Annotated in this window: 11 protein-coding genes; 5 read left to right on the top strand and 6 right to left on the bottom strand. The window is 64.0% G+C overall.

The genetic code is table 11. The features are described from left to right. Positions 1-13: 13 nt before the first annotated feature. Both NCS02_RS07960 and NCS02_RS07955 read right to left on the bottom strand, forming a co-directional pair. Positions 14-817, bottom strand: a complete 804-nt coding sequence (locus NCS02_RS07960) for an aldo/keto reductase (RefSeq protein ID WP_250519533.1) — start codon at positions 815-817, stop codon at positions 14-16. Between the two features lie 26 nt (positions 818-843). Then, on the bottom strand, positions 844-1,578 hold the full coding sequence (locus NCS02_RS07955) for a glutathione S-transferase (protein ID WP_250519532.1): 735 nt from the start codon (positions 1,576-1,578) through the stop codon (positions 844-846). 191 nt (positions 1,579-1,769) lie between these two features. On the opposite strand from NCS02_RS07955, the gene NCS02_RS07950 reads away from it, so the two are divergent. Then, a complete protein-coding gene (locus tag NCS02_RS07950; protein ID WP_250460214.1) occupies positions 1,770-3,011 on the top strand; it encodes a cystathionine gamma-synthase family protein in 1,242 nt (413 codons plus the stop codon). A gap of 21 nt (positions 3,012-3,032) precedes the next feature. Here the strand turns inward: NCS02_RS07950 and NCS02_RS07945 are convergent, their stop codons facing one another. The 4 genes from NCS02_RS07945 to NCS02_RS07930 all read right to left on the bottom strand — a co-directional run bounded on the left by NCS02_RS07945 (position 3,033) and on the right by NCS02_RS07930 (position 8,810). Next, positions 3,033-3,971 carry a dimethyl sulfoxide reductase anchor subunit family protein gene (locus tag NCS02_RS07945; protein ID WP_175982237.1) on the bottom strand — a complete coding sequence of 313 codons (939 nt, stop codon included), beginning with the start codon at positions 3,969-3,971 and terminating at the stop codon, positions 3,033-3,035. A gap of 19 nt (positions 3,972-3,990) precedes the next feature. Next, positions 3,991-4,722 carry a 4Fe-4S dicluster domain-containing protein gene (locus tag NCS02_RS07940; protein ID WP_175982236.1) on the bottom strand — a complete coding sequence of 244 codons (732 nt, stop codon included), beginning with the start codon at positions 4,720-4,722 and terminating at the stop codon, positions 3,991-3,993. A gap of 11 nt (positions 4,723-4,733) precedes the next feature. Next, the gene (locus NCS02_RS07935; RefSeq protein ID WP_250519531.1) at positions 4,734-7,664 is read right to left on the bottom strand and encodes a molybdopterin oxidoreductase family protein; all 2,931 of its coding nucleotides are present in this window, start codon (positions 7,662-7,664) and stop codon (positions 4,734-4,736) included. Positions 7,665-7,739: 75 nt separating this feature from the next. Then, the gene (locus NCS02_RS07930; RefSeq protein WP_250519530.1) at positions 7,740-8,810 is read right to left on the bottom strand and encodes a YeiH family protein; all 1,071 of its coding nucleotides are present in this window, start codon (positions 8,808-8,810) and stop codon (positions 7,740-7,742) included. 114 nt (positions 8,811-8,924) lie between these two features. Between NCS02_RS07930 and NCS02_RS07925 the strand changes: the two genes are divergently transcribed. The 4 genes from NCS02_RS07925 to NCS02_RS07910 all read left to right on the top strand — a co-directional run bounded on the left by NCS02_RS07925 (position 8,925) and on the right by NCS02_RS07910 (position 13,152). Continuing rightward, positions 8,925-9,815 (top strand): LysR family transcriptional regulator, encoded by an 891-nt coding sequence (locus tag NCS02_RS07925; RefSeq protein WP_008349476.1) that lies wholly within the window; start codon positions 8,925-8,927, stop codon positions 9,813-9,815. Between the two features lie 141 nt (positions 9,816-9,956). Continuing rightward, positions 9,957-10,766 carry a sugar phosphate isomerase/epimerase family protein gene (locus tag NCS02_RS07920; RefSeq protein WP_051996656.1) on the top strand — a complete coding sequence of 270 codons (810 nt, stop codon included), beginning with the start codon at positions 9,957-9,959 and terminating at the stop codon, positions 10,764-10,766. A 56-nt stretch (positions 10,767-10,822) separates the two neighbouring features. After that, on the top strand, positions 10,823-11,824 hold the full coding sequence (locus NCS02_RS07915) for a sugar kinase (RefSeq protein WP_034473439.1): 1,002 nt from the start codon (positions 10,823-10,825) through the stop codon (positions 11,822-11,824). Between the two features lie 44 nt (positions 11,825-11,868). After that, positions 11,869-13,152, top strand: coding sequence for an MFS transporter (locus NCS02_RS07910; RefSeq protein ID WP_008349482.1), 1,284 nt, complete (start codon positions 11,869-11,871; stop codon positions 13,150-13,152). Positions 13,153-13,159: the final 7 nt, after the last annotated feature.

Below are 13,159 nucleotides of genomic sequence, written 5' to 3'. Positions count from 1 at the left end.
GAGCAATCGCGCGTCACCACTTCGGCGCGAACGGCGGATTCGCATTGCGCTTGCCTTCGTCGAGCGCATCGATTTTCGCGATGTCGTCGGCGTCGAGCTTCAGTTTCTGCGCGTCCCAGTTGGCTTTCTGATGCTCCGGATTCGTCGATGCCGACAGCACCACGATATCGCGCGAAAGCAGCCACGCGAACGTCACCTGCGCGGGCGTCGCGCCATGCTTCCCGGCGATCGCCTTGAGCGTCGCGTCCGTATGCGCGCGCCCTTCGCCGAGCGGCATGTACGCGGTCACTTTCACGCCGAGCTTTTGCGTCGCATCGACGAGCGCGCGGTTCGCGAGAAACGGGCTCACTTCAATCTGGTTCGTGACGATCGCGTCGCCGCCCGGCGCCTTCAGCGCTTCTTCGAGCAACGGCGCGGTGAAATTCGACACGCCGTAATGGCGAATCAGCCCGAGCTTCTGCGCTTCCTGCATCGCCGCGAGCGTTTCGGCGATCGGCACCGCGCCGTCGGGCGACGGCCAGTGCACGAGCGCGAGATCGATCGTGCCGATGGCGAGCTTCGCGTGACTGTCCTTCAGGCTCGCGACGAGCGCGTCGTGCGAGAGCCGTTCCCACCAGACTTTCGTCGTTACCCAGATATCGTCGCGCGCCACGCCCGATTCGCGCACGCCCTCACCGACGGCCGCTTCGTTGTTGTAGTACTGCGCGGTGTCGATATGGCGATAACCGAGCTGCAATGCGCTCTTCACCGCGTTCGTGGTCTTCGCGGCATCGACGCGAAACGTGCCGAGACCGAATGAAGGAATCGTTTCTACCATGCTGGCTCCTGGTGAGTGTCGAGGTTTCAAGCGTCCTGATCGAGTTCGGGATAGTGCCTGAAAATGCCCGATTCGTTGAACGGGATGCGCCGTTCCGAATCGACGTAAGCCGCGATGTTCGGCCGTTGCAGCACCGCATCATGAATCGCGGCCACGCGCGGATACTGCGCGCCGAACTCCTTCATCGCGCGCGGAAAGGCGTAATGCAGGCCATCGACGATCTGGAAGATGGACAGATCCACGTAAGTCGTCGTATCGCCGATCATCTGCGTATCGCCGTGCGGGTTCTGCGCAAGCACGCGCTCGAAGTACTTCATGAACTTCGGCACGCGCTTGTCCAGAAAATTCTGCGTGCGGATTTTCGCCGCGTCCTTTTGATCTTCGTAATAGAGATCGGTCGCGAGCGGATGATGCGTGTCGTGCACTTCGGCGACGAAATCCGCGATCGTCAGTTGCAGGCCGTGCGCGACGTAGCGCAGGCCCTCGTCCTTCGGCGCGAGGTTCAGCTTCGGCCCGAGATAAAGAAGAATGTTCGCGACGTGCGGGACGATCAGCTCGCCGTCCCTGAGAAACGGCGGCGCAAACGGAATATGCGGCTCAGTCTTGCTGTTCAGGACTTTCATCATCGCGTCCATGCCGTAGCCGCTTTTCTTCGATTCGCGCGCGACGTCGATATATTCGGCGCCCGCATCTTCGAGCGCGAGCCGGACGAATTCGCCTCGGCCCTGCAATCCGTCCCAATAGTAGAGTTCGTAAGCCATGAGAAAGGGCTCCTCGTCGGGGCATGCCGCATCGGCGGCGAAGCGTGAGTGTGCGCGTTTTTGACGTTCGGCGGGAAACGCGCGAACGAAGAGGCGGACGAGCAACACGCGTTCCCGTCGCGCGGCGATGCCATGACTCGTCGCGAATCGTGCAAAATCGATGTTTTGCGTTTTCGAGTAGCGGAGAAGAGATGAACAAGCAAGGCTTCACCACAGGCATCGTTCACGGCGACAGAAACGCGGGCGGCGAGCACGGCGGCGTGCGCCAGCCGATCCACACATCGGTTCAGTACGGATTCGAGCGCGTGGAAGATCTGATCGGCGTCTTCCAGGGCACGAAGAAAGGCGGTTTCAACTACGCGCGTCAGGGCACGCCGACCACCGCCGCGCTCGAACGCAAGATCACGAGCCTCGAAGACGGCATCGGCTCGATCTGCTTCAGCACCGGCATGGCGGGAATCACCGCCATTTTCCTGACCTTGCTGCGCGCGGGCGATCATCTCGTATCGAGCCGCTACGTCTTCGGCAACACCAACAGCCTGTTCGGCACGCTGCGCACGCTCGGCATCGAAGTGACGATGGTCGATGCAACTTCCGCCGAGAACGTCGCGAACGCGATCAAGCCGAATACGCGCATGGTGTTCGTCGAGACCATCGCGAACCCCGGCACGCAGATTCCCGATCTCGAAGGCATCGGCGCGTTGTGCCGCGAGCGCGGCCTCGCGTATGTCGTCGACAACACGATCACGTCGCCGGCGCTGTTCCGGCCCAAGGCGGTCGGCGCGAGCCTCGTCGTCAATTCGCTGACGAAGACCATCGCGGGTCATGGCGCGGCGCTCGGCGGTGCGGTGACGGACACGGGTCTCTTCGACTGGAGCGCCTATCCGAACATCGCCGATGATTACCGCAAGTCGCCATCCAAAGAGCAGGGCTTGCTGCAAGTCCGCAAGAAAGGGCTGCGCGACATGGGCGCGTCGCTGTCGTCTGAGCAGGCGCATTCCATCGCGATGGGCGCGGAAACGCTCGCCCTGCGCGTCGCGAAGTGCAGCGAGAACGCGCTCGCGCTCGCCCAGTATCTGGAGAAGCACGAGGCCATCGGGCGCGTGTTTTATCCGGGATTGAAGAGTCATCCGCAATACGAGATCGCTCAGGCGCTGTTCAAGGGTGCGTCGTGGCTGCTGTCGTTCGAGTTGCGCCGCGCAGACCGCATGATCGATGTCGTCAACGCGCTGCAGTTGCCGGTCAAGGCGACGGGCCTCGGCGACACGCGCACGCTCATCATTCCCGTTGCGCCGACGATCTTCTTCGAAGCCGGCCCCGAAGTGCGCAAGTCGATGGGCATTTCCGACGGCATGCTGCGGCTTTCGGCGGGCATCGAAGATATCGACGATCTGATCGCCGATTTCGAGCAGGCGCTCAAGCTCGCGGCATGACCTTGGTGCGCGCCTCGCGCACTACGAGGCGCGCGCGTAGTAAATGTTCTGCGGATGGCGCGCTTCGGCGAAGAAGAACCATCGCTCGGCGACGAGCCCGAGATACTGCGTGACGCACGCGAGGCAGAAGAGCGCGACCGATTGCGCACCGATCCCGAGCAGCATCAGCACGAAGGGCACGGCGAACGCGCCGACGAGAAACGTCCACTTGATGCGCGCGATCGCCTGCGCCGAGCGTCCGTGAAAGAACTCGCGCAGATTGAACGCGCCCGCCGTGAAGCCCCGCGACTTCTGCACGACGTTCGGCCCCTTGATGCCGGTCGCGCTCTGCACGGTCGATTTTGGCCGCAGCTTCGCATTGCGCTTGAGCGCGGCGACGCGCGTCGCGCAGCCCGCGAGCGTCAACGTGCACGCACAAGCGGCGAGACCCGCCGCCAGCGACGGCGCGAGCCACGCGGCGCACGCGGTCGCCAGCGTGAATCCCGATGCGCAGCCGAGCAGCACGAAGTTGACCATCGTGAGCGGCGTCGCCCATTCCTGCAGGAAGCGCAGGCATGCGTAGATCATCGCGGTGCAGACGAAAAGCGCCGCCGACGCGATCACGCCGATCACGCCGACGGCAAGCGACCACGGCGCGCCGAGCCAGTGCGCGAAGCCGTACAACGCGGCGCATCCGAGGAACGCGGGCAGGCACAGGCATTCGCGCGACAGCCACGACGTACGCCACATCGCGATGGCGCGCCACGCCCGCTCGGGATGCCCGAGATGGAAAAACGATGCGACGAGGCCCAGCCCGCCGAGCACGACCGACAACGCCGCGCCGAGGATGAAGAACAGTTGCGAAGGCGCGTCGATCAGACCGAGCTTCGCGCACGCTTCGACACCGACGAGCGCAATCAGCAAGCCTTGCGCGGCGCCGCTCAATGTCGTGAGAAACACGACGGAAAACGCGGGTTTCATGTTCGAGCTCCGATGAACGTCAGACGCGCACGGCCATCGACGCGAGATTGAGTTCGCCGTGCGCTCCGGGTGCGTCCGGCGCTTCGGCGTCTTGAGACTGACAGCCGCACGAGCCGCCGCCGCTGCTGCACGCATTGACGGGACGACGCGGCAAATAATGATTCGCGGGCTTCGTGTCCCATTCGGGCATCAACTGATAGCCGCCGCGCTCCTCGATCGCCTTCGACACGACCGACTCCGGATCGTGGATATCGCCGAAGAGCCGCGCCGACGTCGGACACGCGAGCACGCACGCCGGCTTGCGATCGCGCTCGGGCAGCGCCTCGTTGTAGATGCGATCGGCGCACAGCGTGCACTTCGTCATCTCCTTGCGCGCTTCGTCGAGCTCGCGCGCGCCGTACGGACACGCCCACGCGCAGTACTTGCAGCCGATGCACTTGTCGAAGTCCACGAGCACGAGTCCGTCTTCCTTGCGCTTGTAGCTCGCGCCGGTCGGACAGACGGGCACGCACGGCGGATCCTCGCAGTGCAGGCACGACTTCGGAAAGTGGATCGTATCGGCGAGCGGAAATTCGCCGGCTTCATACGTCTGCACGCGGTTGAAGAAGGTGCCGGACGGATCGGCGTCGTACGGGCGCTGATCCGCGAGACTGCCAGCTTCGCCGGACGTGTTCCATTCCTTGCAGCTCGTCACGCAGGCGTGGCAGCCGACGCAGACGTTCAGATCGATCACGAGGGCCATTTGAGTCATGCCGGTCTCCTTCAGTTTTTTACGTCGCGCTTGATGGCGTTGCGCAAGCGCGCCGCGAACTCGCCGCGTCCGGCGAAGTACGTCTGCACGACGCGTTGAACCGATCCCGTCATGCCGGGCGATGGACGCATCGGCGCGAATTGCGGCAGCGTGTGGTCGGCATCGCTTTCGGCGGGATAGACGCGCACGCGCACGTCGTACCACGCGGCTTGTCCGGTGATCGGATCGGAGTTCGAAAAGCGCAGGCCTTCGCGCGCGGACGCAGGAAGCTCATCCGTGATGAGGTGATTGAGCAGAAAGCCCCGCTGCGATTCGTTCGCGTCGGGACCGAGGCTCCACGCGCCCGATGCCTTGCCGATCGCGTTCCACGTCCACACCGTTCCGGGCTCGACGGCTTCGCTATAGCGGGCCATGCAGCGCACTTTGCCCCATTGCGATTCGACGTAAATCCAGCCGCCGTCCTCGATGCCGTTCGCCTTCGCCATGCGCGGATTCATGTACAACAGGTTCTCGCCGTGAATCTGCCGCAGCCACGCGTTCTGCGAGTCCCACGAGTGATACATCGCCATCGGGCGCTGCGTGACGGCCGCGAGCGGATACTGCGCGAGATCGGTCGTATCGAGTTCCAGCGGCGCGTACCAAAAGGGCAGCGGATCGAAATATTCCTCGATGCGCGCGCGCAAGTGTTCCGGCGGCTGCCGGCCTTTCGTGCGACCCTGCGCGGCGAGGCGGAACTTCTGCATCACGTCGGAATAGAGCTGGATCAGGATCGGCTCGTTGAACTTGCGAAAACCTTTATCGACGGCGAATTGCAGGTACGGCCCGTTCTGGCCGCGCATGTATTGCAGCTCTTGGGCCAGCGTGTAGTGGTAGACGCAATCGTGCTTTGCGTACTCTTCCCATTGATTCGGATTCGGCTCGCCGACGAGCGCGTCCTTGCCGTCCTTGCCGCGCCAGCCGATCAGAAAGCCCACGCCCGACCCCGGCGCCGTCTGATGATTGACGATGAAATCCGGATAGTCGCGATACTTGCGCGTGCCTTCGGGCGTCGTGAACGCGGGCAGCTTCAGGCGGCTGCCGAGCTCGACGAGCACTTCCTGGAACGGACGGCATTCGCCGGTGCGCGGCACGACCGGCACGCGCACGGAATCGACGGGACCGTCGAACTCGGAGATCGGGCGGTCCAGCATCGACATTGCGTCGTGTCGTTCGAGGTAGGTCGTGTCGGGCAGGATGAGATCGGCGAATGCGGTCATCTCCGACTGGAACGCATCGCACACGACGATGAACGGAATCTTGTATTCGCCGTTGACGTGCTTGTCGGCGAGCATGTTGCGCACTTCCATCGTGTTCATCGACGAGTTCCATGCCATGTTGGCCATGAAGATCATCAGCGTGTCGATGGGGTACGGATCGCCGCGCCATGCGTTCGTGATGACGCTGTGCATCACGCCGTGCACCGCGAGCGGATATTCCCACGAGAACGCCTTGTCGATGCGAACCGGCGTGCCGTCGTCGTGGATGAAGAGGTCCTCCGGCGCGGCGGGCCAGCCGAGCGGCCCGCTCGCGAGCGGCGTGTCCGGCTTCACCTGATCGGGGTGATTCGGCGGTTTCGCCGATGGCGGCACCGCGCGCGGAAACGGCGACTTGTGACGGAAGCCGCCCGGACGGTCGATCGTGCCGAGCAGCGACATCAGCACGGCGAGCGCGCGGATCGACTGGAAGCCGTTCGAGTGCGCGGCGAGACCGCGCATCGCGTGAAAGGCGATCGGGTTGCCCGTCACGGTGTCGTGCTTCCTGCCCCAACAATCGGTCCATTGAATCGGCAGCGTGATCTTGTGATCGCGGCTCGTCTGGATCATTTCGGCGGCGAGGCGTTCGATCGTCGCGGCGGGAATACCGGTGATCTCGGCGGCCCATTCCGGCGTGCACGTCGCGACCTGCTCGCGCAGCAACGCGAAGGAGGGCGCGACGCTCGTGCCGTCGTCGAGCGTGTAGCGGCCATCGAGCGCGGGCGCGGCATCGTCGGCGTGATGCGCGACCGCGCGATTCGTCTTCGTGTCCCACCAAAGATGATTCTGCGGAAAGAGCGGATTCGATTCGGCCGCGCTTTCGTCCTTCACGAAAAGGCCGAACGTGTCGCTCGCTTCGTTCATATCGAGCAGTTCGGCCGCGTTCGTATAGCGCGTGACGAATTCGTGATCGTAGGCGTCGGCGGCGATCAGTTCGTGGATCAGCGCCATGAAAAGCGCGCCGTCTGTGCCGGGGCGGATCGGCACCCATTCGTCGGCGATGGCCGCGTAGCCCGTTCGGACCGGATTGATCGCGATGAAGCGTCCGCCCGCGCGCTTGAATTTCGATATCGCGATCTTGAGCGGATTCGAGTGATGATCCTCCGCCGTGCCAATCATGAAGAAGAGCTTCGCGCGGTCGAGATCCGGGCCGCCGAATTCCCAGAACGAGCCGCCGATCGTATAGATCATGCCCGCGGCCATGTTCGCCGAGCAGAAGCCGCCGTGGGCCGCGTAGTTGGGCGTGCCGAAGTTCTTCGCGAAGAGGCCGGTCAGCGCCTGCATCTGGTCGCGTCCGGTGAAGAGCGCGAATTTTTTCGGATCGGTGGCGCGCAGGTGTGCGAGACGCTTTTCGAGCGTATCGAGCGCGACCTCCCACGAGACCGGCTCGAACTGCGCTTCGCCGCGCAGTGCGCCGGGTTTTCGCATCAGCGGCTGCGTGAGGCGTGCGGGCGAATACTGCTTCATGATGCCCGACGCGCCTTTCGCGCAGATCACGCCTTGATTGAGCGGATGGTTCGGATTGCCGTCGATGTATCTGACTTCGCCGTCGCGCAGATGCACGCGGATGCCGCAACGGCACGCGCACATGTAGCACGTCGTGGTCTTGACATCGAGCTTCTCGTTCTGGGTACGAGCGCCGTGTTCCATGAGTGCTCCTTCTAAAGCGTTATCGCGCGACGGGGACGTTCGCGCGATTCGGTACTTCACTGCATCGGCGATCGATCAGCCGAAGAGGCGTTCGACGCCGAGCGTGATCGCGAGGCCGCCGCCGACCAGCCACGCATACAGGATCGCGCCGGTTGCAAGCGCACGCGGGCCGGCCTGACGGATCTGCGCGATGCGCGTCTCCATGCCGAGCGCGGTCATGGCCATCGTGAGCGCGAAGGTGTCGAGCGTGTTGATCGTGCTCGTGGCGGCATCGGGCAGAACGTGCAGCGAATTCAGGACGACGAGCGCGAGAAAGCCGAGCGCGAACCAGGGCACCGCGATCTTGCCGTTGCCTTGCGCCGCGCCGTCCGCCGTGTTGCGCGAGCGGCTGATCCAGAAACCGATGACGAGCAGCACGGGCACGAGCAGCATCACGCGCGTCATCTTGACGATGGTCGCGATATGCGTCGCTTCCGGGCTGACGTTGCTCGCCGCACCGACGACCTGCGCCACTTCGTGAATCGTGCCGCCGAAAAAGAGGCCCGCGCCGAGCGTATCGAGATGCAGCCAGCCGGCGTTGAACGCGAGCGGGTAGAGGAACATCGAGAGCGTGCCGAACAGCACGACGCTGCCCACCGCCATCGCGCTCTTGTGCGGCTTCGATTGCAACGTCGATTCGAACGCGAGCACCGCGGCCGCGCCGCAAATCGCGCTGCCGGCTGCCGTGAGGAGTGCGGTATCGCGATCGAGCTTCATCAGCTTCATGCCGGCCCACGTACCGATGACGAGCGTGCTGACCACGACCAGCACCGACACCGTGAAACCCGACACGCCGACTTGCGCGATTTCCTGAAGGCTGATGCGCAGCCCGAAGAACGCGACCGCGATGCGCAGCAGCTTGCGCGCGGAGAAGTTGACGCCGGCCGCCCAGCTTTCCGGCATGCCGTGACGCAGCGCATTGCCGTAGATCGCGCCCGCGACGATGCCGACGATCAGCGGGCTGATGCCGAGCCCGGCGATAGCGGGCAGCGAAGCGAGGCGCGTGACGGCGGCGGCGAACAAGGCGACGAAGAGAATGCCGTTGAGTTGCCCGCGTCTGGATGATGCGGCCGGCGCGAGCGTTTGGGCGGACTGAACCGTGGACATGGATGAACCCGTTTGATGATGATGACTCGATGGGCTAATCCTATTCTCGATATATGAATATGAAAAATCGTGATTTAGAATGGCAAGTATCGGACCACCTTATATTTGAAACAGATGACCCCGGAACAGCTGATAACGTTCGCAACGGTCGCAGAGCACGGCAACATCAGCCGGGCGGCGGTGGCCTTGCATTTGTCGCAGCCCGCCGTGTCGGGGCAGTTGCGCCTGCTGCAGGAGGAATTCGGCGAGCCGCTTTATCAGCGTGATGGCCGCGGCGTGCGCCTGACCGCAGCCGGCGAGCAGTTGCTCGGCCATGCGGAACGCCTGCGCGAGACATTTCGCGCGGCGCACGCGCTGCGCGACGCATTGCGCGGGCTGGAGCGCGGCACGCTGCGCATCGGCGCGAGCACGACGCCCGCGAGTTATTTGCTGCCGTATCTGATCGCTGCGTTTCACAAGCGCTTTCCGGAAGTCGTCGTGACGACCATCGACGGCAATACCGCCGATATCGTCGCTGCGCTCGGCTCGCTCGATATTGCGCTGGTCGAAGGCGCGCCGGGACACGATCTGCCGCTCGGCACCACCGTCACACCGTGGCGCGAGGACGAAATCGTCGCGATCTTGCCGAATGGTCATCCGCTTGCCGACGGGCGCGATGCCGCCACGCTCGATCAGTTGAGCGAGCATCCGCTCGTGCTGCGCGAGCCCGGCTCGGGCGTGCGGCAGATCATCGAGCGCGCGTTCGCCGATTGCGATGCGCCCATGCGGGTCGCGCTGGAAATCGCGGGCGTGGAGGGCGTGAAGGAGGCGGTGCGCGCGGGCATGGGCATCGGCTTCGTATCGGCGATGTCGATCCGCCACGAGGACAGCGCGTTGCGTCGCGTGCGTATCGCGCCGCGACCGCTCACGCGGCGTTTTTCGATTCTGCTGCCGCACGCGGCAACGCCGTCACGCGTCGCGGCGCGTTTCCTGGAGTTGTGCGAGGAACCGGGTCTCATCGGCTAGGGAATTCCACTATGGCGCGTCGATGGCGGTCTGACGCACCATTCGTTCTAAACAGGGGCGCTGCGGCGTCCTTTTCGAAAATCGTTTATGGAACCGGTTCCACCGAGGAATTTCGAGGCCAAAACTCATAGTGAGAAGCGAGTGAATCAAAAATCCCGCATCGATGAAAAGCGCGCAGAAGTCGTGATCGTGGCGAGCGCGTTCGGCGCCGATGCGATCCGTCGCGATGGCCACGCCGCGTGGGCGGCGGTCGCGGCGCGCGCGGGTGCGGATGGCTTCGAAGTGCGTCGCGAGTTGTTCGCCGATGACGCCGATTCGCAGCCCGATGCACTCGCGCAGCTCGGCGCACGGATTCGCGCGCACGGCTTGTGGGCGGTCCATTCGACGCCCGCGACGCTGTTCCGCGACGACGGCGCGCTCGATCTCGATTCGCTGCGGCTCGCCATCGACGAGGCAGCGGCGATGGACGCGCGCATCGTCAAGCTGCAACTGGGCGGCACGGAGCGTGGTGTCGCGACCGATCCGGCCACGCTCGATCGCCTGATGTCGGCGATCGCCGCGTCGAAAGCGCGCGTGGTCGTCGAAAACGGACAACTGAAGGCAGGCGGCACGATCGGCGCGTTCGATGCGCTCTTCGCCGCGCTGCCCGCGCGAAGCGGCCTCGCGATGACTTTCGACACCGGAAACTGGCACTGGGCGGAGCAGGATCCGCTCGACGCGGCGCAGCGCCTCGCGCCGCACGTCGCGTATGTGCACTGCAAGGCGGTGATGGGCGAGGGCGCGCGCCGTTTTGCCGCCGCGCCCGCGAACGGCGACGCGCGTTTCGCGACGCTGCTCGCGCAGTTGCCGGGCGATGTGCCGCGCGGCATCGAATATCCGTTCATTCCGGGCGCGGACGGTTCGCTCGACGCCGACGCGGCGCGCCAGGTCGCACGAATCGCGGCGTTTTGAATACCACTTTGAATTACGCATTTTGCATTCAGCATTCATCTGCAAAGGAACCCGACATGCAAGCCAAGCCTGAAGCCCTCGACGTCGTCACTTACGGCGAAGCGATGACGATGTTCGTCGCCGCCGTTACCGGCGATCTCGCGAAGGCCGGTCAATTCACGAAGCGCGTCGCGGGCGCGGATCTGAACGTCGCGATCGGTTTGTCGCGCCTTGGTTTCAAGGTGGGCTGGATGAGCCGCGTCGGCAACGATTCGTTCGGGCGCTATGTGCTCGACGTACTCGCATCCGAAGGCATCGACGCGCGCCGGGTGACGATCGACGAGCGTTATCCGACGGGCTTTCAGCTCAAAGGCAAGTGCGACGACGGCAGCGATCCGGCCGTCGAGTATTTCCGCAAGGGTTCGGCCGCGAGCCATTTGTCGCTCGACGACTACGCCGCCGATTACGTGCTCGGCGCGCGTCATCTGCATCTGACGGGCGTGGCGCCCGCGATCTCGGCGACCTCGCGTGAGCTTGCGTTCCACATGGCCCGCGAAATGCGGGCAGCGGGCAAGACGATCTCGTTCGATCCGAATCTGCGTCCGACGCTGTGGCCGTCGCGCGAGGCGATGGCCGAATCGCTCAATGCGCTCGCCGCGCTCGCCGACTGGGTGCTGCCGGGGGTGTCCGAAGGATTGACGCTGACGGGCTATGCGAAGCCCGAGGACATCGCCGCGTTTTATCTCGATCGGGGAGCGAAGGGCGTCGTCGTGAAGCTGGGCGCGCACGGCGCGTATTTCCGCACGGCGGACGGCGAGCAGGGCATCGTGCCGGGCGTGCCGGTCGAGAAGGTCGTCGATACGGTCGGCGCGGGCGATGGCTTCGCGGTCGGCGTCGTGAGCGCGCTGCTCGAGGGACGCGATGTGCGTCACGCGATCGCGCGCGGCAATCGCATCGGCGCGCTGGCGATTCAGGTGATCGGCGACAGCGAAGGACTGCCGACGCGCGCCGCGCTCGATCTGCTCGAAGCACAGGATTCCAACGACAAGACGGCCAAAGCCGCGTTCGATCTGGCTTGAAAGCCACCAACCGAGACTCAACCGAATTGCGTTCGGAGACAACCATGCAAAGTTCTTCCAATCCCACGCTGGCCGTGCGCCGCTGGTGGGCGATCATGCCGATCGTCTTCATCACGTACAGCCTCGCGTATCTCGACCGCGCCAACTACGGTTTCGCGGCGGCGGCGGGCATCAATCAGGATTTGGGCATCAGCAAGGGACTGTCCTCGCTGATCGGCGCGCTGTTTTTTCTCGGCTATTTCTTCTTCCAGATTCCGGGCGCGATCTATGCCGAACGGCGCAGCGTGAAGAAGCTCGTGTTCTGGAGTCTCGTGCTGTGGGGCGGCTGCGCGACGCTCACGGGCATGGTGAGCAATATCCCTTCATTGATGGCGATCCGCTTCGTGCTCGGCGTCGTCGAGGCTGCGGTGATGCCGGCGATGCTCGTCTTCATCGCGAACTGGTTCACGAAGTCGGAGCGCTCGCGTGCGAATACGTTTCTGATTCTCGGCAATCCGGTGACGGTGCTGTGGATGTCGGTCGTATCCGGTTATCTCGTGAACTCGTTCGGCTGGCGCCACATGTTCATCGCGGAAGGTTTGCCGGCGGTGGTGTGGGCGGTGATCTGGTGGTTCATCGTGAAGGACAAGCCCGCACAGGTGAGCTGGCTCACGGATCAGGAAAAGAACGATCTCGATGCGACCTTGCGCGCCGAGCAGGCCGCGATCAAGCCGGTGAAGAACTATCGCGAGGCGTTCAAGTCGCCGGCGGTGATCAAGCTGTGTGCGCAGTATTTCTGCTGGAGCATCGGCGTGTATGGGTTCGTGCTGTGGCTGCCTTCGATTCTCAAGAGCGGATCGACGCTCGGGATGGTCGAGACGGGCTGGCTGTCGGCGGTGCCGTATCTTGCGGCGACCATCGCGATGCTGCTGGCTTCGTGGGCCTCAGACAAGCTTCAGGCACGCAAGGCTTTTGTGTGGCCGTTTCTGCTGATCGGCGCGGTGGCGTTTGCCGGTTCCTACCTTCTCGGGTCGACGAACTTCTGGGCTTCTTATGCGTTGCTCGTGATCGCAGGGGCTGCGATGTATGCGCCCTATGGGCCGTTCTTTGCGATCGTGCCGGAGTTGCTGCCGAAGAATGTCGCCGGGGGGGCGATGGCGCTCATCAATAGCATGGGGGCGTTGGGGTCGTTCGTCGGGTCGTATTTTGTGGGGTATTTGAATGGGGCTACTGGATCGCCCTCTGCCTCTTACGTTTTCATGAGCGCCGCGTTGTTGATGGCTGTTTGGCTTACGCTGGCGGTTAAGCCGCAGGCGGCGGTTCGGGCTGGGGTTGTTGTGAGGCCTTGAGGTTTTT

Source organism: Caballeronia sp. NCF2 (genome assembly GCF_023631205.1).
GTDB classification, from domain to species: domain Bacteria; phylum Pseudomonadota; class Gammaproteobacteria; order Burkholderiales; family Burkholderiaceae; genus Caballeronia; species Caballeronia zhejiangensis.
Note: the sequence above shows the minus strand (reverse complement) of the source record. Positions and strands in the feature narration are given on the sequence as shown.